Annotated in this window: 21 protein-coding genes; 5 read left to right on the forward strand and 16 right to left on the reverse strand. The window is 44.9% G+C overall.

Annotated features, from left to right (window positions below; all coding sequences use genetic code 11):
• Positions 1-65: 65 nt before the first annotated feature.
• The 4 genes from alr to G400_RS0105945 all read right to left on the reverse strand — a co-directional run bounded on the left by alr (position 66) and on the right by G400_RS0105945 (position 4,977).
• The gene (gene alr, locus G400_RS0105930) at positions 66-1,220 is read right to left on the reverse strand and encodes an alanine racemase (RefSeq protein ID WP_017260496.1); all 1,155 of its coding nucleotides are present in this window, start codon (positions 1,218-1,220) and stop codon (positions 66-68) included.
• Between the two features lies 1 nt (position 1,221).
• The gene (gene acpS, locus G400_RS0105935) at positions 1,222-1,590 is read right to left on the reverse strand and encodes a holo-ACP synthase (protein ID WP_017260497.1); all 369 of its coding nucleotides are present in this window, start codon (positions 1,588-1,590) and stop codon (positions 1,222-1,224) included.
• Positions 1,591-1,790: 200 nt separating this feature from the next.
• The gene (locus G400_RS0105940; RefSeq protein ID WP_017260498.1) at positions 1,791-3,350 is read right to left on the reverse strand and encodes a DEAD/DEAH box helicase; all 1,560 of its coding nucleotides are present in this window, start codon (positions 3,348-3,350) and stop codon (positions 1,791-1,793) included.
• 229 nt (positions 3,351-3,579) lie between these two features.
• The gene (locus G400_RS0105945) at positions 3,580-4,977 is read right to left on the reverse strand and encodes a UDP-N-acetylmuramoyl-tripeptide--D-alanyl-D-alanine ligase (protein WP_017260499.1); all 1,398 of its coding nucleotides are present in this window, start codon (positions 4,975-4,977) and stop codon (positions 3,580-3,582) included.
• 263 nt (positions 4,978-5,240) lie between these two features.
• Here G400_RS0105945 and G400_RS0105950 point away from each other — a divergent pair, with 263 nt between their 5' ends.
• The gene (locus G400_RS0105950) at positions 5,241-5,708 is read left to right on the forward strand and encodes a low molecular weight protein-tyrosine-phosphatase (protein ID WP_017260500.1); all 468 of its coding nucleotides are present in this window, start codon (positions 5,241-5,243) and stop codon (positions 5,706-5,708) included.
• Positions 5,709-6,115: 407 nt separating this feature from the next.
• On the opposite strand, the gene G400_RS0105955 is transcribed toward G400_RS0105950, so the two are convergent.
• On the reverse strand, positions 6,116-6,838 hold the full coding sequence (locus tag G400_RS0105955) for a class A sortase (protein ID WP_017260501.1): 723 nt from the start codon (positions 6,836-6,838) through the stop codon (positions 6,116-6,118).
• 163 nt (positions 6,839-7,001) lie between these two features.
• Between G400_RS0105955 and G400_RS0105960 the strand changes: the two genes are divergently transcribed.
• Positions 7,002-8,225, forward strand: a complete 1,224-nt coding sequence (locus G400_RS0105960) for a multidrug efflux MFS transporter (RefSeq protein WP_017260502.1) — start codon at positions 7,002-7,004, stop codon at positions 8,223-8,225.
• A 98-nt stretch (positions 8,226-8,323) separates the two neighbouring features.
• Here the strand turns inward: G400_RS0105960 and G400_RS0105965 are convergent, their stop codons facing one another.
• The 6 genes from G400_RS0105965 to G400_RS0105995 all read right to left on the reverse strand — a co-directional run bounded on the left by G400_RS0105965 (position 8,324) and on the right by G400_RS0105995 (position 14,933).
• Positions 8,324-9,733, reverse strand: coding sequence for a DHA2 family efflux MFS transporter permease subunit (locus tag G400_RS0105965; protein WP_017260503.1), 1,410 nt, complete (start codon positions 9,731-9,733; stop codon positions 8,324-8,326).
• A gap of 136 nt (positions 9,734-9,869) precedes the next feature.
• A complete protein-coding gene (locus G400_RS0105970; protein WP_017260504.1) occupies positions 9,870-10,115 on the reverse strand; it encodes a type B 50S ribosomal protein L31 in 246 nt (81 codons plus the stop codon).
• A 251-nt stretch (positions 10,116-10,366) separates the two neighbouring features.
• The gene (locus G400_RS0105980; RefSeq protein WP_017260506.1) at positions 10,367-11,650 is read right to left on the reverse strand and encodes a UDP-N-acetylglucosamine 1-carboxyvinyltransferase; all 1,284 of its coding nucleotides are present in this window, start codon (positions 11,648-11,650) and stop codon (positions 10,367-10,369) included.
• A 386-nt stretch (positions 11,651-12,036) separates the two neighbouring features.
• Positions 12,037-13,650, reverse strand: a complete 1,614-nt coding sequence (locus tag G400_RS0105985) for a CTP synthase (protein WP_017260507.1) — start codon at positions 13,648-13,650, stop codon at positions 12,037-12,039.
• 210 nt (positions 13,651-13,860) lie between these two features.
• Complete coding sequence (gene rpoE / locus G400_RS0105990; protein WP_017260508.1) at positions 13,861-14,457, reverse strand: DNA-directed RNA polymerase subunit delta; 597 nt, start codon at positions 14,455-14,457, stop codon at positions 13,861-13,863.
• Between the two features lie 44 nt (positions 14,458-14,501).
• Positions 14,502-14,933 (reverse strand): DUF1934 domain-containing protein, encoded by a 432-nt coding sequence (locus G400_RS0105995; protein WP_026017008.1) that lies wholly within the window; start codon positions 14,931-14,933, stop codon positions 14,502-14,504.
• A gap of 303 nt (positions 14,934-15,236) precedes the next feature.
• On the opposite strand from G400_RS0105995, the gene G400_RS0106000 reads away from it, so the two are divergent.
• From G400_RS0106000 to yidA, 3 genes are read left to right on the forward strand one after another with little or no spacing between them, the layout of a single operon-like run.
• Positions 15,237-16,061 (forward strand): lipoate--protein ligase family protein, encoded by an 825-nt coding sequence (locus tag G400_RS0106000; RefSeq protein ID WP_017260510.1) that lies wholly within the window; start codon positions 15,237-15,239, stop codon positions 16,059-16,061.
• A gap of 57 nt (positions 16,062-16,118) precedes the next feature.
• Positions 16,119-17,492: an HD domain-containing protein gene (locus tag G400_RS0106005; protein ID WP_017260511.1), complete on the forward strand. Its 1,374-nt coding sequence runs from the start codon at positions 16,119-16,121 to the stop codon at positions 17,490-17,492.
• On the forward strand, positions 17,482-18,291 hold the full coding sequence (gene yidA, locus G400_RS0106010; RefSeq protein ID WP_017260512.1) for a sugar-phosphatase: 810 nt from the start codon (positions 17,482-17,484) through the stop codon (positions 18,289-18,291). The genes G400_RS0106005 and yidA overlap by 11 nt, the downstream gene beginning before the upstream one ends.
• 543 nt (positions 18,292-18,834) lie before the next feature.
• Here the strand turns inward: yidA and G400_RS0106015 are convergent.
• The 5 genes from G400_RS0106015 to purR all read right to left on the reverse strand — a co-directional run bounded on the left by G400_RS0106015 (position 18,835) and on the right by purR (position 23,888).
• Positions 18,835-19,203 (reverse strand): DUF3899 domain-containing protein, encoded by a 369-nt coding sequence (locus G400_RS0106015; protein ID WP_017260513.1) that lies wholly within the window; start codon positions 19,201-19,203, stop codon positions 18,835-18,837.
• Positions 19,204-19,303: 100 nt separating this feature from the next.
• Entirely contained in the window at positions 19,304-20,230 is a 927-nt protein-coding gene (locus G400_RS0106020) for a hypothetical protein (protein ID WP_017260514.1), read from the reverse strand.
• A 348-nt stretch (positions 20,231-20,578) separates the two neighbouring features.
• A complete protein-coding gene (locus tag G400_RS0106025) occupies positions 20,579-21,565 on the reverse strand; it encodes a ribose-phosphate diphosphokinase (RefSeq protein ID WP_017260515.1) in 987 nt (328 codons plus the stop codon).
• A gap of 91 nt (positions 21,566-21,656) precedes the next feature.
• Positions 21,657-23,039: a bifunctional UDP-N-acetylglucosamine diphosphorylase/glucosamine-1-phosphate N-acetyltransferase GlmU gene (gene glmU / locus G400_RS0106030; RefSeq protein WP_026017010.1), complete on the reverse strand. Its 1,383-nt coding sequence runs from the start codon at positions 23,037-23,039 to the stop codon at positions 21,657-21,659.
• A 12-nt stretch (positions 23,040-23,051) separates the two neighbouring features.
• Positions 23,052-23,888 carry a pur operon repressor gene (gene purR, locus G400_RS0106035; protein ID WP_017260517.1) on the reverse strand — a complete coding sequence of 279 codons (837 nt, stop codon included), beginning with the start codon at positions 23,886-23,888 and terminating at the stop codon, positions 23,052-23,054.
• Positions 23,889-23,964: the final 76 nt, after the last annotated feature.

Raw genomic sequence — 23,964 nt, forward strand, 5'->3', positions numbered from 1 at the left:
TCTATCATGAAGCCCACAGAATGTCGTTTGCAATTCAGAAATGTAATATTCCGTTTTACCGATGCTTACCGGTTTTCATACACCCGCGGAACCCGCATGCCTAAGGTGGTGGCGATTTCATAATGAATCGTCCCAGCGTAATCAGCAACGTCCTGCATTGTAATCGTTTGTTCACCATCCTGACCAATTAACGTTACACGTGTGTCAACTGGATATTCATGTGGCAGACGAACCATCAACTGATCCATACAAACACGTCCAATAATTTCACAATATTGCCCGTCAACAAGCACGTGAAATCCTTGCATTCGCCGTGGATACCCGTCAGCGTAGCCAATTGGCAAAGTGCCGACCCATTCATCTTCCTTAGCCGTATAAGTCGCACCATAACTGACTGATTTGCCCGCCGCTAGATGTTTGACAAACGCAAACTGAGTCGTTAACGACAACGCTGGCTCTAATGGATAAGGTGATGTGATTGAGCCGCCAGACGGGTTCAATCCATAGATGCCGACACCAAAGCGAATCATATTCCCATTACAAGCATCGTGCCATAATGACGTCGCTGTGTTCGAAACATGAACATAGCGGGGCTTTTCTGGTAGAACTGCCATAAACGCTTGCCACCGTTGACACTGCGTATTGAAATACGTTGTATCCTGTTCATCAGCCGTTGCAAAGTGTGTGAAAATCCCTTCAAAAATAAACGCATCTTCATGGTTCCTCAAGAAGTCGACAGCCGTTTTTAAAGCAGCCGGTTCTTGGAAACCAATGCGGCCCATTCCCGTATCCAAACCGAGATGAATCTTCAATGGTGCAGCCTGGGCATCCTCTAGTAGCGGCAAGGCTGTCGCCAACCAATCTAAATCACCCACTGTTAATGAAATTTCCTGCTCAGCAGCAAGACCAGCCCATTGTGGCTGAGTGATGCCGAGCACCAAAATCGGTACGGTAATGCCTGCCGCCCGTAACGTCAGTGCCTCGTCCAAAATCGCCACACACAAACCTGTTGCGCCTGCTTCCAAACATGCCTGACCGGCTTCGATAAGGCCATGTCCGTACCCGTTCGCTTTTACAACCGCAAACATTTCCGTACCTGGCTTAGTCCGTTTTAACTCTGCTTCTACATTATGCCGGATGGCCGCTAAATTGACGTGGGCCACCGTTGGTCGGTGTAAACCAATAATCTGTGCAGGTACCGTATTAATCGCTTCTTTCATATTACCGTGTCGAATCCACAGTTTCTAAAATAACTTCTGTCATGACCAGTGTTTCAGTATGCGAAATAGAAATATGAGCTGGTCCGTCAAACGGCTGTTTGGTAAGATGCGGTTTGCCCTCATCGTCATCCAGAATTTCAACATCTTGAAAACCAACGGCACTGCCTAGCCCTGTCCCATAAGCCTTACTATAAGCTTCCTTAGCAGAAAAACGGCCAGCCAAAAATTCATTTTGACGCTGACCTTTCAACTTATTCATAACGTCTTGCTCCGCAGGTGTCAAAACCTTGGGAACAAATGCAGCAAAACGTTGCCGTAGTGTTTGAATCCGATTAATTTCTGTTAAATCAATGCCCGTTCCGTAAATCATCCGAACCTCCGCAAAACTTAATCACACCACAACGCGTGGTTAAGCAAATTCACTGTTCATGAACGTCTAACGGAAATTATAGCATACTGACACAGTGAAAAAACGACCTATGAAAAAAGGATTCAGCTCCACCTGACGTGTCGCTGAATCCTCACCCTGCAATGCATTAGTCATTCAGACTAACTCATGCAACTATTACCTTATTTATGGTTGATTGAGTAACCATGTTTGTTGCCGCCATGATTGCTGCTCCCGCCATTCCGGGAACTGTTACTACGTGAGCTGTTGTTACGGGAACCTGACTTGTGATCAAAACGACCACGGTTACCATTTTCACGTTCACGTGAGTTCCGGTTGTTACGACCATTACGGTTATTACCACGATAACCACCGTGACCACGGCCACCACGGCCATTGCCCCGGCCGCCACCATGACGACTAGGCAATGGGCGTTCTGGCGTAATGTGAACTGGCGTATCGTGTTCATCACCAGGCGTCAAGTTACTCAATAAAGCAGCAACCAATTCTTCTGCATCATAACGATCCAGTAACTCGGTAGCCTCTTTATCGAACTTGGATGTATCTGTCTCTTTAACCAGGTCCGCAACCTTGTTTTCAGCAGCTGATAATTGACCAGCAAAAGCTTCGGCAACTGACGGTGGCTTTAGGGGCAGCATCCGCACCTTGGTGAGTTTTTCAATCTCACGTAAGTAATCCATTTCGTTTGGCGTAACAAACGTCAAACTTGTTCCATGGTGACCGGCACGACCAGTACGGCCAATCCGGTGAACATAGCTTTCTGGATCTTGTGGAATATCATAGTTATAAACGTGAGTCACACCGGAGATATCCAGACCACGGGCCGCAACATCGGTTGCAACCAGAATGTCTAGCTTACCATCACGGAATTGTTTAAGAATTTGTGAACGACGCTGTTGTGTCAAATCACCATGAATCCCAGCGGCATTGTAGCCACGGGCTTCTAATCCCTTAGACAATTCGTCAACTCGACGCTTCGTGCGACCAAAGACAATGGTTAAGTCCGGATCCTGCACATCAAACAGATGTGTCATCAAATCAAACTTTTCGTATTCCTTTGATTTCACATAGAACTGATCAACTAAATCAGTGGTCAGTTCCTTTGCCTTAATCCGTACTTCATGAGGTTCCTTCATGAACTGAACCCCAATCCGTTTGATCTTATCAGGCATGGTAGCTGAGAACAGCAATGTTTGACGTTGTTCCGGAACTTGCTTGATGATACTTTCAATATCATCCACAAAACCCATATCAAGCATTTCGTCGGCTTCATCCAACACTAATGTCTGAACGTGATCCAAACGAACCGTTTTCCGGTTAATATGATCCAGTAACCGGCCTGGAGTCCCCACAACAATCTGTGGGTGGTTCTTCAAGCTGTTAATTTGACGGCGAATATCTGCGCCACCATAAACAACTTGAACACGGGCATGTTCGTGCTTACCCAAGCGGTAAAGTTCTTCTTGAGTTTGAATCGCCAACTCACGCGTTGGTGACACAATCAATGCCTGGACGTTTGGATTTTCAGTATCAATCTTATCCAAGATTGGTAACCCAAACGCAGCCGTTTTACCAGTCCCTGTTTGGGCCTGACCAATGACATCCAATCCCTGCATAACCAACGGAATGGTTTCTGCCTGAATTGGCGTAGCTTCTTCATAGCCACTGTCATCAATGGCTTTTAATAGCGCCTTGTTAAGGCCTAGTTCTGCAAACTTCAAATTAGTTCCTCCTCAAATCAAAAGGTTTCATCGACACTAGCAAAAATCCGTCTGCTAAAGCGTGGGGATGCCCGTTTTGATTTGTTATTCTTGTGTGTGTTATTCAATTTTCGTTCATATACGCTAAAAAACGCAACTGTAATAGTTTAACGCGTGAGCGCTCGTTTGGCAACTAAGAGTATTAACTCAGCCATTAAACTTAATTAACAAACCTGGCAGATCCGCCCACCTAAGCCTGTGTCACGCCGTTTTGCAACGCATTGAGAACAGTCTCTAAATGCTCGCCATGACTTGCTTTAAGCATCACTTCATCACTCTCAGTTAAATCGGCCATTAAATCGGTCGTTAGCTGCGCTTTCTGATCATTCTCATAATAATGCAGTTGATCAGGTGTATAGCGATCTGCCACCGTGTCCGCCAGTGCCTTCATGTGTGGTCCAATCAGGTACAATATTTGAATTTTTGTCGGATCCAAAGCCTCAGCAACCGATGCGTGTAATTCATCAGCATTATCACCGAGCTCCAACATATCACCTAGAACGGCAACATGCCGACCCGCTGCAGGTGTATCGCCAAACATCGTCAAAACGTCCTTCATCGCCGTTGGATTAGCGTTGTAGATGTCGCTTAAGATAGCTTCGCCAGCTAAACCCGTCAACCATTCTGTTCTGTTAGACGTTAAGTTAACTTCGGCCAGTCCTTTAACTAAATTAGCCGTCCGAATGTGAAACAACTGACCCACTGTTAAGGCAGCCAATGCGTTGTTGACGTTATAATCACCCAACAACGGAATCTTAAACGTTTCGTCTGGCCAGGCATTGACCTTGAACGTCGTTTGGTGGAACTCGTTGTCCTGTTCAATACTCGTCGGATATAAGTGATTGGAACTCTGTTGACCAAACGTCACATGTTCGTTTGGCACATTCTCTGCCCGGTCCGTCAACAATGGTTCGTCACCATTAAACACAAACCGACCGTCATCCTTAAGACCGTGCGTAATTTCTAACTTGGCATCGGCAATTTTGTCACGGGTACCAAAGAATTCAATGTGCGCTTCACCGATCATTGTGATTACAGCTACATCTGGTTGAACCAGCTTGCTCAAAAAGTCGAGCTGACCAAACCGGTCCATACCCATTTCAACGACTAACACTTCAGTGTTGGCATCCATCGATAACACAGTAAATGGCACACCAACCTCATTATTATAATTAGCATACGTTTTGACGACATTAAATTCCGTTCCTAAAACGCTAGCAGTCATATCCTTTGTCGTTGTTTTACCATTACTACCCGTAATCGCCACTACTTGTGGATTGATTTTCGACAACCAATGTTTGGCTAACGCCTGCATTGCAGTTAACGGATCATCAACCAGCAATACTGGAAAGTCAGCCGGTGCTTCAGCAGCCCGACTAACTGCCCATAAACTGGCAACAGCGCCGTGTGCACGTGCTCCAGCAATGAATTCGTGACCATCGTGTTCGCCAGGAAGTGGCACAAACAAGGCCCCTGCCGTTAATTGACGACTGTCAAAGTGAACGGATGTCACCGTTACTGATGCCCAATCGCCCAAATCATTTTGTGCATCCACCGCTGCTGCGATTTCAGCTAATTGCATTTTCATCTTTTACCTCTCGTTGCGCACACTATGCGCATCTCTGGATACTAGTGTTGATGTTATGGAATCCATAATTACTTAATTTATTAAATTGCGCTAATCATCAACTTGTTTCTGCAAACTACTATTGCAGTCGAAACAGATTATACCATGTGAGCGACATAATCAAAAATTCACTAAGCTTGCATTAGTCGATCAATCACGGCAAAATAAACGCAGGAACTACTATAAACAAGCCTTTTAAGCACGTCATTTATTTGGAGGAACCTATGCAAAATGTATTATTTGTCTGTTTAGGAAATATCTGCCGCTCACCGATGGCAGAAGTGATTTTTCGCCATTTAGTGGCGGAAGCCGGACAAGCTGAGAAGATCAATGTTGATTCTGTGGCAACAAGTAGCTGGGAAGAAGGTAATCCCCCGCATCCTGGAGCCGTCCATATGTTAGCCGAACATGGCTTGAGTGCGGATGGACTTCATTCGCGGCCAATCACCGCCAAAGATTTGGCTTGGGCCGACTGGATTATTACAATGGATCGTTCAAACCTGGCCAACTTAAAACAACTAACGCCTGCTGAAGACCTGTCAAAGGTCCACATGGCCTACGAGATTGTTCCTGGTAAGACTGGCCAAGAGATTCCGGACCCTTGGTACTCCCATAATTTCGCGTTGACTTACCGACAGCTCAGCGAGGTCCTTCCTTACTGGCTGGACAAGGTTGTCGCTGCCAATCACTAACTCAACATCGTTTTATTACTGGCAGAAATGACGCTGACTCTCTAAGTCGAGAATCAGCGTCATTTTTCGTTTGCATGTTTTTTGAGGGATGGATATGAACCTTGCGCCTACGGTTGGTCAGCACTGAAATTCTGGCATGGGACCGGTTCGAACCCGAAGTTCACGGTCTCTCACCTCGCCGCGAAGCCTCGCTACCCCCGAATCTTCGCGACCGTCCGTGCTGTAAATTCGGCAAAGCCCACCGAATCAACAGCACTTTCATACCTTGATTTCAATGCTGACCGCGCTTTGAAAACTGGGCTTGGGTTCAAAGACGAGGTCGAAGACCGCAACGCGGGCTGAGACCGGTCCCCCGGAATGACGCTTCTCACTGACGCAACGGCAGCATCACAATGTCTAAACAGGAATTATGATGCAATCGTTTCGACCTTTTGTTTGTAACTGAACCCTTTTAGTGCCGCCTCAGGAGCGTCCTTCCAAGCATAGCTACGAACTAGCGAACCGCGGACCATTAAACGATTGGCCCCCGTCGCATCACAGGTAATCAACGTGACGAGCTTTTGACCAGGCACATCATTCACAACATCAACACGGGTCGCTTTAATAAACTTTCGCTCCGTAGTCTTGTATTCATAAACATGGGTTAAGTCCGTCAAATAAATCTTTTGACCCACTCGACTCTTCCAAAATAACGGACTAAACATGGCATCCTTTTGATCCATGCGATGACCAGCGATGGCATAGTTGCCCTGACCCATTACTTGATCTGGTTTCAGGGTCCCAGTAGCTAATGCCAGATCAGCATCTGACACACCATTAACAATTTGCAAATTTAATTTGATCGACGGAATGGCAACTAAGCCAATCGCCCTAATTTTATGGTTAGCACGCGCCTGGGCAGCGGTCTTCAAATCTAATGAGTTCACACTGCGAAAATCATAATTGCCCTTAGTCTTTTCATTCTTTTTGACATCCGTACGCGTGATCGTTGGCCGGTATGTTTTGACCAACCAGTTGGTGATGGGACCATTAAAAATCAGAACCAGCGACACCGCGACTAGAAGAACAAATAGTATGCCGCGAAGCCACCGCCAAACAGATGATCCTTTTCGATGCTTTTTTTGAGCCATTAAATTTTCCCTTCAACGTAACATCTGTATTTACCACCTAAACGTTTGTCATCATGCCTAACAAAATAGGTGTAGAATATTATCTTGTTATTTATTTGCTAACGAAAAAATACCACATTACCCATCTAAGTTAAAGTAAAGTGCTACTCAAGGAGGAAATCGATTGATCAAACATCTTAAACAGCAGCTTTTCCGTAAACGCCTACCGTGGGAACAAAATATCTTTGTCCTCTGGTTTGGCACATTTATTGCCGGCATGGCATTTAGCGAAATCATGCCATTTATGTCTCTGTATATTGATACGCTCGGCCATTTTTCAACAGCTCAGCTTAATTTCTATTCAGGGATCACCTTTTCCGCTACATATTTAGTTACTGCTATTGTTTCCCCATTATGGGGCCGACTCGCTGATCGTAAGGGTCGCAAACTGATGATTTTGCGAGCATCACTGGGAATGGCTATTGTCCTTGGTGCTATGGGACTTGTAACCAATGTTTGGCAACTGATTGGCCTTCGCTTTATTCAAGGTGTCTTTTCTGGTTACATTTCAAACGCTAATGCCTTAGTAGCTACAGAATCGCCAAAAGAACACTCCGGTCAAGCGTTGGGAACACTAGTTACCGGCTTCACCGCCGGCAACCTACTGGGCCCATTGCTCGGTGGGACATTAGCAGCCAGTTTCGGTTATCGTTTAACTTTCTTCATTACAGGCGGTTTGTTACTGATCGTCTTTTTCCTAAGCTGGTTGTTTGTACATGAACACTTCACACCCGTTGAAAAAGGCGCAGCAAATTCAACAAAGGACGTTATTCATTCCTTCAAACATCCCCAAATCATTTTGGGCATGCTGATTACCACCATGATCATTCAAGTTGCCAACCAGTCTATCAGTCCAATTCTTAGTTTGTACGTTCGGCAACTGCTCCACGGTCAAGGCTCTGTTTCCTTAGTAGCCGGACTTGTAGCCGCTATTCCAGGAATTGCAACCATCATTGCCGCACCACGTTTAGGCGTGTTAGGTGACCGCATCGGCACGGAACGTATTTTAACCATCGGTTTCGTCTTTGCCATCTGTGTATTCATTCCGATGGCGTTTGTTCGAAACGTTTGGGAGCTAGGCGGGCTCCGTTTTCTGATTGGTATTTCCGACGCCACGATGATGCCGGCCGTCCAAACGTTATTGGCAAAAAACTCCCCTGTTTCCACCACCGGTCGAGTATTTTCATGGAATCAATCATTCATGGCAATGGGAAGCATCGTTGGCCCCATGATTGGCTCAACTGTGTCTGGCGCGTTTGGTTACGGGGCCGTGTTCCTGTCAACCGGCGTGATTGTTGCATTAAATCTAGTTTTGTTCAGGTTTAACACCCGCTCGTTACGAGATTAAACCATTAACTTAATAATCTTAAAAATCCCGACAGCCATGTTTTCACGGCTGCCGGGATTTTTGATTAAACCGAACAAATAACGAAATTGTCGAACAGATTAAGCTTTTTTATCCTGCTGTTGAAATTTGAAATTAAAACTAGCTAGTACAATCATGATAATCGTGAGCACTAACAAAATGATGAAATCGTGCAGGCCACCACGTGCTGTGGCCTCAACCGAAGACAGTTTGCCCGCCTGATTTTGACTGATTGCCACAACCGTCGCCATCACGGCGGTTCCAATAGAACCAGCGTACTGCTGAATGGCATTAAATGCCGCGTTACCGTCCCCAATAAGTTTAGGCGACAACTGCTGCATGCCGTTTGCCAACGTATTACTAAAGGTCATGGAGAACCCGACACTATAAATAATGTAAATGCCGATAATCCAGCCCACGGACAGATGGTCAGCGTTCAACACAAAACCAGCCATCGCAATTATCAAACATACGAGTCCTGTTAAAATAGGCACGCGCGGTCCGCGACGATCCAGCAAGGAACCACCGAGTGGCATCAATATCGTTCGTAAAACACTACCTGGCAGTAAGAGTAACCCGGCCTTCATCGCGTTTGCCCCAATGACCAGCTGTGCGTAGTTTGGCAAAAGAAAGCCCAAGCCAATGTTGCTCAATTGCAGACTCAAATACGTTAAAAAGCTGAGCACGAAGGTTCGCCGTTTGAAAATCGCAATATTGATCAGCGGCTGAGCCGTCCTTGTCGCCCACCAGCCATAACCAACCAGAGCAACTATTCCAACCAGGACTAGCCCCCAGAATCCAAGACTACTCCAACCATGTTTGGATGCATCGTTGAAACCCAAGGAAATGGTAACAAACGCCACCGCAATCAACGTAAATCCTAGCGTATCAAAGTGCGCCTGTTGAGTGCCGACACGTTGGCGAATATTGAAGTATCCAAACAGGAACGAAACGGCCACAATCGGTAACACAATCCAGAAAATCATTCGCCAACCCATATAGTACAGCACCAAACCGCCATATGTAGGTCCCACAGTTGGCGCAAAGCCCAAAATCATGCCACCAATCGACATGTAACGGCCCATCTTAGCGCTGGGAACAAACTGCGTAATAATACCGAACATCACCGGCGTACATAAACCGGTCGCAATTCCGCCAATTAACCGTCCAATCAACAAAACTGGAAAAGACGTGGCCACCGCACAAACCACCAAACCAATGACAAACAATACAAGTGCCGTGACGAATGTCGCTTTAAACGTAAACCGTTTGTGGATATATGACGCCATAATCATCACCAATGATGCAATAAGCAGGTACCCAGTTGTGAGCCATTGAACAGCACCAATAGAAATGTGAAACTGCCGCATGAGTGTTGGAAAAGTGACGTTCATCGATGTTTCTGTTAAAATCCCACAAAATGAAAGTAACGCTGTTCCTAAAATTGAGAACAACACGAAGCGTGGTACTTTAGTTGCCGTTGAATCCATAAATACCTCTTTCTGAATTAAATATTAGTGCCTTTTTATCTTATCCCTACAAATTTTAATTTGCACATGGAAAAATAAAAAAAGCCCTTATCAGCGTAAAGTCGCAGACAAGAGCTTAAGATTGATTCAATTTTGCTTACTTCAAACCATACTTCTTGTTGAACTTGTCAACAGCACCGTCGGCTTGAGTGAACTTCTGCTTACCAGTGTAGAATGGGTGTGAATCAGAAGTGATTTCAACACGGATCAATGGGTAAGTGTTGCCGTCTTCCCAATCAGTTGTTTCTTGAGAAGTAGCAGTAGAACCAGAAATAAATTTGTAGCCAGTGGTTGAGTCCATGAACACAACCTGGTGGTAATCTGGATGAATGCCTTGTTTCATTGTAATATCTCCTTTGCCATGAGTCATTTGCTGAGTCATAGTTACATATAATCAACTTTAGTAATATAGCATGGATTAGGCTTACGCGCAAGTCGGCGACAATAATAATCGTGAGTTAATTTAACTCAATCATTCATAATTGTACCAAACAAATTCGCGCTTGAACGATGCAATCGTTGTGCAAAATTACTAGGACCAGCTTTTAAAATCAGCGCTTGAACGTCTTTAACGAAACCGAAACACATGTCAGCCTAGTATTCAAAAACACCCGCGTCTGTATCTTCAATAATCTGTATATGACCGCCCAGTGCCTTAAGCTTATCGGAAATACGATCATAACCACGCAAAATGTTTTCGGCATTGGTAATGGTTGTACGTCCCTCTGCCATTAAGGCCGCAATTACCAATGAAGCACCTGCACGAATTTCGCCAGCAGCGACAATGGTTCCAGTTAAGTCATCACAGTGGTTGACAACAATCATGTTGTTTTCCAGCCGAATGTTTTCGCCCATCCGGTTAAGTTCAGGAATGTGCTTTGTTCGCTCAGGATAGATAGTGTCGATAATGATACTAGCGCCATCTGCCCGACCCATCAGCGGTGTGATTGGTTGCTGCAAGTCAGTCGCAAAACCAGGATAGGGCATGGTTTTAACCTGAATTGGCTTAAGCTTTTCGGATTTATGCACATAAATACTGTCTTCACTGATGTCCATCTTGACGCCCATTTCAATTAACTTAGCGGTGAAAGCCTCCAAGTGTTCAGGAATGACGTTTTGAATGTTAACACCTGCGCCAACGGCCGCCGCCATCGATAAGTACGTGCCTGCTTCGATACGGTCAGGAATAATCGTGTGCGTGTTAGTCGCTTTTAATTGAGACACACCCTCGATTCGAATAACATCTGTCCCAGCACCGCGCACCTTAGCGCCCATGTTATTTAAGAACGTTGCCAAGTCGATAATTTCCGGTTCCTTAGCGGCGTTTTCGATCACCGTTAAGCCATCAGCTTTTACGGCAGCCAAAATGATGTTCATGGTGGCACCGACAGACACAATATCTAAGAAGACACGCGCACCGTGAAGACCCTTGCTAGCATCAATATGAACAGAGTCGTCTATCTCCGTAACTTCTGCACCTAAGGCCTTAAAGCCCTTGATGTGTTGATCGATTGGACGTGGGCCAATATTGTCACCACCAGGAAACGATACAGTTGCCCGTCTGAAACGACCTAGCAAAGCTCCCATAAAGTAATATGACGCACGTAAACTCTTAATTGCCTTACCTGGTAAAACATTTTCTTCGATATGCGTTGGATCAATATCCAGCACACCATTTTCAAAGTGTGATGAGACGTTCATTGATTCGAGGATGGCCATCAAGTTATGTACATCCAAAATGTCCGGAACAGAATCAAATTGAACCGGGGTATCAGCCAGGATAGCAGCGGGAATTAGTGCAACCGTACTGTTTTTGGCGCCGCCAATAGTGACTTCGCCTGACAGTGGGTTGCCCCCTTGGATGATCATCGATTTCATGCGTTATTCCTCTTTCATTCATGCAACTAATTCGTATTGAGATTTACCATGGCTCAACCATAAAGGGAGCACAATTATCTTCCATACTAATGAACGAATGGCAAAAAGACAACACTGTTTCTGGCTTCTCAGTATATTTTTAGAAACTTTTTTATCACTGCTTAATCATTTACCGGTCAAATCGTTTAATAATTGCCTGTTTAACAGCCTTTTGGCCTCACTGTTGACTCATATAGAAATAGTTAGAAAAATTGTGCAAAATAAAAAGTTTGTTGAGGACGTAGCTGTCCATCAACAAACTTCCTTGAAATACTGTGTTTATCTGACACTGTTAGTTTTTCGCAATTTACATTGTCAGATTGCCTGCACTTTTAGCTGCCTACCGTTTACTGACGGGCAATGTGCTCATCATCAGCAGCCTTCACAAACGCCTTGAACAAACCTTCGGGACGGTTTGGCCGTGACAAGAATTCTGGGTGATATTGTGCCGCAACGAAGAACTTGTTGCTTGGTAATTCAACCACTTCTACCAACCGGTTATCAGGTGACGTCCCAGAGAATACCAGCCCCTTGGCAGCTAACTGGTCGCGGAACTTGTTATTGAATTCATAACGATGACGGTGACGTTCGGAAATCACTTCTTCATTGTTATAAGCTGAGGCGGCCAAAGTACCTGGCTTCAACTTACATGGGTAAGCACCTAACCGTTGTGTACCACCAAGATCATCGATGTTTTCTTGATCAGGCATTAAATCAATGACTGGGTATGGTGTGTCAACATTAATTTCCGTTGAGTTAGCATCTTTCAAGCCAACCACGTCACGTGCAAATTCAACACAAGCCATCTGCATCCCCAGACAAATGCCCAAGTAAGGAATGTCATGCTCACGTGCATACTTGATGGCCAAAATCTTACCTTCAATTCCACGATTACCGAAACCGCCAGGAACTAGAATGCCATCTGCTTCAGCCAAAACCGAATCAACGTTATCTGCGTTAATTTCTTCTGAGTTGAAATGATTAATTTTAACATCAGCATCAACAACATAGCCGGCTGACTTTAAGGCTTCGTTGACAGAGATATAAGCATCTTGCAGATCAGTGTACTTACCAACCAAATCAATGGTGATGGTCTTGTGTAAGTTTTGAACATGTTGTTCAAGCTTACGCCATTCACTCATGTCTGCTTCCGGAGCGGACAACTTAAAGTGGTTTAAGACAATGTCGTCCATGTGTTGGTCTTGTAAAGCCAATGGCACCGTGTAAACCGTTGGCACGTCCATCGATTCAACAACCGCTTCAGGGTCAACGTCACAGAATGACGCAATCTTGTTACGCATCGTTTGGGTGATGTGCTTTTCCGTCCGGACAACTAGCATGTTTGGCTGAATGCCTAAACCACGTAGTTCCTTAACACTGTGTTGTGTTGGCTTGGTCTTCATTTCACCAGCAGCCCGCAGATAAGGAATCAAGGTTGTGTGAATGTAGAAAACATTGTCACTACCAACATCAGTTTTCATCTGACGTAATGCTTCAATAAATGGTAAGGACTCAATATCACCCACCGTACCACCAATTTCTGTGATCACCACGTCCGCGTCAGTCGTTTGACCAGCACGCATGATCTTTTCCTTAATTGCGTTAGTGATATGTGGAATAACTTGAACCGTCGCGCCAAGGTAGTCTCCATGACGTTCCTTTTGTAGAACTTCTTGATAAATTTTCCCCGTCGTGACGTTTGAGTATTTATTCAGGTTAATGTCGATAAATCGTTCGTAGTGGCCTAAATCAAGGTCCGTTTCGGTCCCATCATTTGTCACAAACACTTCACCGTGTTGGTATGGGCTCATCGTTCCTGGGTCAACATTGATGTAAGGATCAAACTTTTGAATCGTAACCTTGAGCCCACGGTTCTTTAACAAACGGCCTAAGGACGCAGCAACGATCCCTTTCCCAATTGACGAAACCACACCACCGGTGACAAAAATGTATTTGGTCATCTAAATAAACGCTCCTTTTGTTTTTTCGGGGAAGCCTTAAACAAAGAAAAAGCCCCCAATTCATCTGAATTGGGAGCAACTAAAGTCTTCATTAACGTGCCCGTTCTTCTGAACGGTGCCCAAAAAATATAATACCGACTTCAAGTCATAACGTCAAGGATTTTATCCGGTAATTTTATTACTCGGTCAAACGAACAAGCGACGCGTTAGTTATTCGTCGTCATCGTCATTTTCTTCATCCTCATCGTCGTCATCATCTTCATCACTTAACTCTGCCAATTGACCCTCGATACCATCTGGCAATTCTTCTTCAGTAGCCTGATTTTCAGTATCGTCATCATCGCTGTCCTCATCATTATCTTGAGTGTCAGCACCATCAACATCGTCATCAGAATCTTGACCGAAGTCATCATCTTCAGGATCGTCGTCATCGTAATCGATAACATCATCGTCGTCAGCAGCGTCAGCCAGAAAGGCATTAACCTTACGGCGTTTCTTACGCTTTGGCTGATCCTCGTCTTCTTCACCATTAATAGTGGCTTCGTCGATGGAATCAAACGCGTACCAAGTACGGAGTCCCCACGTATTGTCACCAAGTGAAATGAAACTACCGTCGACATTTAGGTCCGTATAGAATTGTGCAAAACGATCACGAATTTCTTCGTCACTTTTGCCCAAGTACTGTTGTACCTGGTTAGTTAAATCGGCAAAGCCCATGGCTTCCCCGTGTTGTGAGAGAATTGCGTGCGCAACCTCAATCATCGACAATTCTTTCTTATTTTGACCTTCGAAAATTTTAAGTTCCAAAATCAGGCCCGTCCTTTCGAGAGTGTACATCTTATCATAAGGTCTTAAGCTGTAAAATGCAATCTAATTTGATAATCACCGATTAATTGTTCGCCGGCCAACAACTGGTAGTCGATGGCAATTCGGCCTGCCGATAAATCATCACTCAACCTGACACTAAGATCAGTTGTTGCAACTTCGACGGCCATAATCCCATAAGGCGTCCGATATTGAGTCGTAACTGCCTTTCCGGTTAGAAAATGAAATTTAAGACCATTTTCACCAGAACGCGTCAAGACGACATCATCTTCACCATTCAGCTTAAACGTCACTGGCGTCGACTGACCATTATCATCTTCAACATAACGTAAATAAATGTTGTCATTCACAATCACCAAGCGGCCTGGCAAATCAAAGTCAAATTGCTCGGTGTCATCATCTTGTGTAATGTTGGTCAATAAATGAACGGTGACAGCCTGTTCAAATTGTTGTGCCACAAATCTACCTCCCAGTGTTATTTGAAATTTTCCATAAAACGCATTGAATGTCAGTAAGAAATTATAACGCTTTTTAGATAAATTACCATTAATGAAACCTTGGTCCTTTTCATTTTGAAAATTGGGCTCAATGTCTTTCACTAATGCAGACCCCAGCGCGATTCGGTATAATGAAAGCAGTTGCTTTTAGCTATTCATTATAAATGAAACCAGTATCGATAATAAATTGACAAACGGACACACTAATATGAGCCCATTCATTTCGTTTGTCATCCATAAAACGTTAAGAAATTAGGTGATTACATGATTGACGCACTTGCTCTCGCGCCGACAACAATGTTACTGTCGCAGCATTTCAAACGAGCTGACGGTTTAGCGACATTTTCAAACATGAATGCGCTACTTAGTCTTATTGAACATGAAAATCAGCCCTTGCTCCACTTTTGGTTATTAGACAATACAGTAATCATGGGTCTTCGCGATGCTGATGTGCCCCATCTGTCTGCTGCTCATAAAGTGCTTACAGATCACGGATACAGTGGTTTTATTCGCAACTCAGGTGGATTAGCTGTCGTAGCTGACGCCGGCGTTCTCAACATCAGCCTCTTTTTCCCACCGAGTTTGGTCAAACTTGGTGTCGATGATGCCTATGAACAAATGAAGTTGCTTGTTGACCGAGCATTCCCTGAACTCCCAATTGATGCTGGCGAAGTTGCTCGTTCTTACTGTCCTGGCACCTACGACCTGAGCGTAAATGGTCATAAGATTGCCGGCATGTCTCAACGACGCCGGAATGGTGGCACCGTCATCATGTTATATCTGAGCGTAAACGGTAACCAAAATGCCCGCGCTCAATTAATTCACGATTTCTACACTGTTGGATTAGGCCACGAAGAAAACAAATGGGACTTCCCTGATGTCGATCCTGGCACCATGATGAACGTCGGCGACTTGTTACCACAATCGTTAACTATTGAAGCGGCCCGTCAACGCTTTATTGATGCGGCACAGCAGAGTGGCACGCAACTTGCCAAACAGCACTTGGCCACGCTGATGCAGGAACCCGAATTTGGTGCTCACTTGGACTTTGAAGCCAAACGTTTAAGTCAGCATCAGCCAAGCTTTTAAGCTGTCGCTAATATCCTAAGAAAATTGAGCTCCGTCACATATTTTAAGGAGGATTTAATGGATTATCGTCATCAGTTATTACCACGTGAAAAAGTATTCCGCGATCCCGTTCACAATTATATCGCCGTTTCCTACCAGGTGATTTTGGATTTGATTGACACTAAAGAATTTCAGCGTTTGCGACGTGTCAAACAATTGGGTGTGACGGAAGAAGTTTTTCACGGAGCAGAACACAGCCGCTTTGGGCATTCCCTAGGTGTGTATGAAATTGCGCGTCGAATCTGCGATAACTTTGAACACGACTATCCGTCGCAAACACCTGGAGATGGCCTGTGGGATGACCATGAGCGACTCGTCACGTTGTGTGCTGCACTCCTGCACGATATCGGGCACGGTGCTTACTCACATACGTTTGAACACATTTTTCACACGGACCACGAAGCGATTACTGCGCAAATTCTAACTTCCCCCACTACTGAGGTCAATGCAGTACTCAAACGGGTGTCGCCAGAATTCCCACAGCAAGTTGCCAGCGTCATTCAACATACGTATCCCAACCCGCAAGTTGTCCAGATCATTTCCAGTCAATTGGACGCAGACCGAATGGATTATCTGTTACGTGACGCCTACTATACCGGCGCCGACTACGGCCGTTTCGACCTCACTCGTGTACTGCGCGTGATGCGGCCCTACAAAGACGGGATTGCGTTTGATATTGACGGGATGCACGCTGTCGAGGATTACATTCTCAGCCGTTTTCAAATGTATCAACAAGTATACTTCCACCCTGTTTCTCGTGCGATGGAAGTCATTTTGGATCACCTACTGTTACGTGCTAAGGACCGTTATGACAATCAGCCAGTCCGTGAAGACGGATTTCGTCCCCTATTGCTTGAACCTTTCTTTAACCACGATTGGACGCTAGCGGACTACTTAAAATTAGATGATGGTGTGCTTAACACTTATTTCTTACACTGGGCTGACAGCGACGACGCCGTGTTATCGGACTTAGCCAACCGCTTCCTAAATCGACGGCCATTTAAATCTGTGGAATATACGAGTGAAACGGAAGATTTGTTGACGATTCTGCGTGCCAAAATTGAAACAGCCGGTTATAACGTCAAGTATTACACTGCCACAAACGACAGTTACGACCTGCCATACAATGCAAACAGTCGCCAGACCCGCAAACCAGCTGCCGAAATTCAACTGATGAAAAGTGACGGTTCCACCATTGAACTATCATCACTGAGCCCGCTAGTTGCCGCCATTACTGGTCGTGAATTGGGAGATCAGCGTTTCTTTTTTCCTCGGGAAATGTTGACTAAAGACGCAGAAAATGACTTATTTAGCCCAATTTACATTGAGTTTCAAAATTACATTCATAATGACCAACTTATTCACCCTCAAGGAGAATCCCATGACAATTAAAATGATTGCCATCGACATTGATGGCACGTTACTAAATGAAAAAAGTTCACTGAACCCCGCTACAATCAAGGCCGTTCAGGCGGCTCGCGATGCTGGCATCAAAGTTGTCCTATGCACTGGCCGCCCATTAACGGGTGTTCAAGATTACTTAGGCCAATTGGGACTCAGCGGTGATGACCAATACGTCATTACTTTCAACGGTGCATTAGCACAAACAATCAGTGGCAAAATTCTTGTTCGCCACACGTTGAATTACGATCAGTACCGTCAGTTACAAACTCTAAGTGAAACGCTTGAAACACACTTTCACGTAGAAACTGAATCTCACATTTATACGGCAAACAAGAACATCAGCCCTTACACTATCGGTGAAGCCTTCTTAGTAAAAATGCCGATCCGTTATCGTGCCGTTGAAGAAATGCCAACTGACATCACATTATCTAAGGCAATGTTTATTGATGATCCAAAGATTATCAGTAGCGCGGTCGAAAAACTTCCTGATGATGTCAAACAAGACTTTTACTTTGTCCGCAGTGAACCCTACTTCCTTGAAGCCATGAACAAGGCGGCTTCAAAGGGCAACGCAATCACCGGATTAGCCAGCGATTTGGGCTTTTCAATGGACGAAGTTATGGCTTTGGGCGACCAAGGTAATGATCTTTCAATGATCAAGGCTGCCGGTTGGGGCGTTGCAATGGGCAATGCCATTGACGAAGTTAAGGAAGCTGCCCAGGCTGTTACACTGACCAACAAAGAAGACGGTGTCGCCGCCGCAATCAACAAATACGCACTAAATTAATCAGATCAATTTAATTTAAACTGTTTCAAAAACAAAACGCACTGTAATTCCTCGATAAACGTGGAATGCAGTGCGTTTTGTTATTTTTGTACCGTTCCGCGGACCAGAAACGCCGTTCCATGGGACCGGTCTCAGCCTCCTAAACCCGGAGTCTTTAACCTTGATTATGAGCCGAAAAACACGTCTCATAAGTCATCCCGCAACACTAAGCGGCCAAATTCCTGCCGCTAAATGTTGCCGACACGAAACTCTGTTTCTGATCCGCTCCACTCTTCTCACAATCAGTCTTTTTTGCTCACGGTAAAGCTGTCAAAAACGTTGCCACAATATCATCTGGAAGGCGTCAACAGTGATACCGAGCCGTGAAGGTAACGTTAATTCGAGTGGTTTTCTCGAATTTAGGTTACGGACGGTCCGTAAAGACTCGGCTCCTCACGAGGCTTTGCGGCGAGGTGAAAGACTCCGAACTTGGGAGGCTTGAACCGGTCCCACGGTGAGCGTGTCACTGTTGACAACTGGAAAAAGATTGCTAAAGTGGACCGCTCAGAGCGTGACTACAACGGCGATGATAATGAGAATGGCTCCGTCGATCCAGAGCCACCGATTCCAATCGGAAAATCGAAGTGGTTCATTCTTTTTAACGGCAATATCACGCGTGTTCATCTTAGGCTCAGGCTCTTTATCCGCCTTTTCCTTATATGTTTGTTTACGGCGTCTGCGAAATCCGGCAAACAAATGCGCATGACTCAATTGCATCACCACACCAATAACAATTAGCGCCAACCCAATCATAAAAAATATATCGGACAGTTTAACTAATGAAACGCCACTTGCCCAGGCGATGCCACCAATAATGGCACAAACGATTAAGCCAATCGCTGACCATATTGCCGGTCGTTGTTTTTGTCGCATCTTTTACGTCTCCAAACTAATCTTTGTGATAAATTCTGTTGTAACTAAAAATACCGCAAATGTCTGCGGTATTAAAGTCCAAATTATATTTAGCTAATCACTAATGGTTTGACTGCGTCGCTGAAGTACTGTTGTCAGTTGTTGGTGTGTTAACCGTGTTAGCCTCACCGTTGCCAGCATCGGCACCAGAAAAGACAGTGGTGACTTCTTTATTTGCTGGTGTGTAAGTGTAAACACCGGACAGATTGCTGATGTTGGCATCAGGAGCCTGGGTTCGAACGTCGATTTGGTAAGTGCCATTCCCGTTGCTAATAACGGTATATTGACGACTGCCGTTTGTCTCGTTGTAGCCCATCTGACTTCTAAAGTTCGACAGAATCCCGTTCGTAGAGGTTACATTTGTGCTGCTACTCTTCGTCGAACTGTTACTGCTTGAAATGGACTGTTGTGTTGTTTCACTGTTTGTCTTAGATGTTGAAGAAACGCTACTCTGCCCATTTACATTGCCTGTAACTTGACTAACCTGTTGGCTACTGCTGTCTTGTTGACCGCTCGTAGCAACAGTTCCCGAAGCGACTTTGCTCAAACTAGTTTGAGTTGCGTTACCCTTAACGGAGCTACTCTGTGTTGAATTGCTTTGAACTGAACTGTTTTGAACAGAACTACTTGGCACTACACCGCTTTGAACGCTACTAGTCTGCGCCGAACTAGTCGACGCGACGCTTACATTAGATGATGTTGTGTTCGAATCAGAAACAGCACTAGTGTCGGAAGCAGATGAACTTGTCCCCGTGACGGCTAATGAAGACTGATCACTAGAAGAACTCGTCGTAGCAGGTGAGACCATTGTGACATTCGACGTACGTGTAGGAACCTTTACGTCACTCTTACGGCTGCTACGAACACTATCTGAATGATGCCCCTCGCTGACTGTCGTCGCAGAAGTACTTGCACAAGCAGTCAACAGAACCGTACTGACCAAAATTACGCTACCTGTCATCATTTTCTTAAATGTTTGAATGCTCATTTTATGTACCCCCGCTCTGACACGTTTCAAATCTCCTGTGCCTTTTGATACTTAAATTATATCACTTGTAACAAAAATTACGTGATTATGTCATTATTGTTACATATCGAAAGAAAAGCTTAATAACTTCAGCATTTTATGATATGGACGGTGAAACAACGAGATTGACACATAACTGCCAATTTAACTCCTAGTAAAAAAAGGTGCAATCGTGAGCCAGAACACCGTCTTTTACCGCCCAACACAAAAACGACGTTCATGGAAAAATCCACGAACGTCGTTTTTTTTAGTGAGCAAGCCGACCTATAACGACATGTTCTCGTTTACTCAACGCTAATTAACCGAAGACTAGTTGTTACGGCCATCCCGGTGAAAACGAGTCCGGAACAAAGGACTAACAGCCTTGTTTTCATTGATCCGACGAATTGCATCCCCAACCAGCGGAGCAATGGACACTTGCACTAACTTGTCGAAATGTTTTTCTTCAGGCAAGTTAATTGAATCAGTCACAACCACTTGTTTAAATGGCGATGCTTTCAAACGGTCAACCGCTGGTCCAGACAACACAGCATGTGAACAACAAGCGTAAACTTCTTCTGCACCTGCATCCATCAATGCCTTGGCTCCCAAAGTAATCGTACCGGCCGTATCAATCATGTCATCAATCATGATACATTTCTTACCCTTGACATCACCAATGATGTTCATAATCTCAGCCACGTTGGCACGAGGACGACGTTTGTCAATAATCGCAATTGGTGCTTTAAGGAACTCTGCCAAGGCACGCGCGCGCGTCACTCCACCGTGATCCGGTGAAACCACCACTGCATGTTCAGCAATGTGATTCGTAATGAAATAGTCAGCTAACAATGGTGCTGCCATCATGTGATCAACCGGAATATCAAAGAATCCCTGAATTTGAGCAGCGTGTAGGTCTAATGCCAGTAGCCGGGTCGCACCAGCTTTTTCAAGCATATCTGCGACCAGTTTAGCGGTGATAGGTTCACGTGAACGCGCTTTACGATCCTGACGGGCATAGCCGTAGTAAGGAACAACCAAGTTGATTGTATTAGCACTGGCACGACGTAGTGCATCAATCATAATCAACAATTCCATTAAATTATCGTTAACAGGTGCTGATGTGGACTGAATCAAATAAACGTTGTCCCCACGCACACTTTCTTCGATATTAATGCGAATTTCACCATCACTGAAACGATCCACAGAAGTTTTACCTAATTCAACACCGACTTCATTAGCAATCTTTTCTGCCAGTGGTCGGTTTGAATTCAGCGCAAAAATCTTCAGTTTGGGGTCAAAATATTGAGTTGACATGTTCCCTCCACAAAGGATAATTTAATTTTTTCATACTCGTTTGTTATAGCTCAATGGTACTCATTAACGATCATTGACGCAACTATCTACACTATTTGTCTTCCGGTTTATGCGGTAATTTGGACCAATAATCCGGTTTGTTAGTTTGACGTTCACGGGCAATCGCCATGTCATGACGCGCAACGTCCTTTGTAATCGTTGAACCAGCGGCAATAAACGAGTGATCCGCGACGTTAAGCGGCGCAACCAAATTAGAATTGCTACCAATGAAGCTGTGGTCACCCACAATGGATTCATGTTTGCCGACACCATCGTAGTTAACAAACACAACCCCACAGCCGACATTAATATCCGTTCCTAATTGAGCATTCCCAACATAGGTCAAGTGGCCCACTTTAGTCCGTGCACCAATAGTCGCTTTCTTAATCTCAACAAAGTTACCGAGGTGAACGTTTTCACCAATATGAGCATCTGGCCGCAAGTGACTCATTGGTCCAATATCAGAGCCATCAGCCATGTCACTATCTTCAATGAACGAAGAGGTAATTGTGACACCATCGTGAATGACACTATTACGAATTTCTGAGTTGGCACCAATCATGCAATCCTCGCCGATGACCGTGTGTCCCTTTAACTGAACATTAGGCTCAATAATAGTGTCAGCACCAATTTTAACGTCCACATCAACGTACGTATGATCTGGATCGATAAAGGTCACACCATTTGCCATGTGTTCCTCATTGATACGGCGTTGCATAACTTTTGTCGCCGTCGCCAGAGCTTTACGGTCGTTGACACCCATTGATTCACTGAAATCGCTCATCCGGTAGGCACCGACCCGTTGACCAGCCGCCTTTAAAATTTCGATGACATCGGTTAAGTAATACTCACCTTGGGCGTTGTCATTTTTAACTTGGTGAAGTGCATTGAATAAGGCTTTGTTGTCGAAAACGTACACACCGGTATTAATTTCCTTAACAGCCTGTTCTTCTGATGTAGCGTCCTTTTGTTCCACAATTTTTTCTACAAGCCCAATATCATTTCGGATAATCCGGCCGTAACCAGTTGGATTGGGCGCAATCGATGTCAGAATCGTCCCAACATCGCCCTTTGCTTCGTGGTAGTCAAACAGTTTTTGAAGTGTTTCAGCTCGAAATAACGGTGTATCACCACTAACAATCAGTGTGACACCATCGACATCGCCTAGTAACGGTTCTGTTTGTAACACGGCATGGCCAGTACCCAATTGTTCTTTCTGCATTGCATATTGTGTGCGATCACCCAATTGTTTGCGAACATCATCTGCCCCATAGCCAACAATTGTCACGATCCGGTCCATGTTTGTCGATTCAACCTGAGTCAACACGTGATCGACCATTGTTTTACCACAAACCCGGTGTAAAACCTTGTACAGCTTCGATTTCATGCGGGTTCCTTTACCGGCCGCAAGAATAATGGTATTTCTCGAACTCATTTAAAAACTTACCTACCTTTCATTGCCAAACACACGGTGCATATAGTTCCCCGGTGTGGCCCGAATTGGTTCCGATTCACTTTGTAATGTTTCGACGTGCAGTAATGATGTGAAGTTTTCAGATTGGCGTTCGCCGTTAAAGCGGCCTTCACCAAACACGGTAATGCCGGCAACCTCACAGTCCAGCTCACGAACTAAGCTAGCAAGACCAGAAATGGTGCCGCCACCCTTAACAAAGTCATCCACAATCAATACCCGTGAACCAGCTGGCAGGGCACGTTTGGAAATTTGCATTTTTTCGATGGCCGTCGATGAGCCAGATACATAGTTCACGCTGACCGTAGCACCATCTGTGATGGCACCGTCTTGACGAGCAATGACAAACGGCACGTTCAATTGCTCCGCAACAGCCTGAGCTATCGGAATCCCCTTCACAGAAACCGTCAATACCATATCAATAGTTTGGTTCATGTATTGAGTCGCAATCAAACGACCGATCTGGCGAAGGACTTCTGGTTTGCCTAATAAATCAGATAAGTAGACATAGCCACCTGGCATCACCCGATGGGAATCCGAAACTTCTTTACATAAGTAATCGATGTATTCAGAAGCGTCTTCCTTCAAAATATATGGAATGAAACGGGCCCCACCAGCAGCACCGGGCAAGGTCTCTAATAGGCCAGTCCCGCGTTCCTGAAAAGTACGTTTCAAAATGGTTAAATCTTCACTAATCGATGACTTGGCTGACTCGTAACGCTCCGCAAAAAAGGACAACGAAACTAGTGTCCGTGGTCGTTCCAGTAAGAAGCGCGTCATGTCAATCAATCGATCTGATCGTCTAACTTTCACGTTTAGCTACCTCAACTCATTTTTAATTTCACAATGAACGACAAAAAGCGTTCTTTCCTTGGTTAATAATAGCACA

Source organism: Furfurilactobacillus rossiae DSM 15814 (genome assembly GCF_000428925.1).
GTDB lineage: Bacteria > Bacillota > Bacilli > Lactobacillales > Lactobacillaceae > Furfurilactobacillus > Furfurilactobacillus rossiae.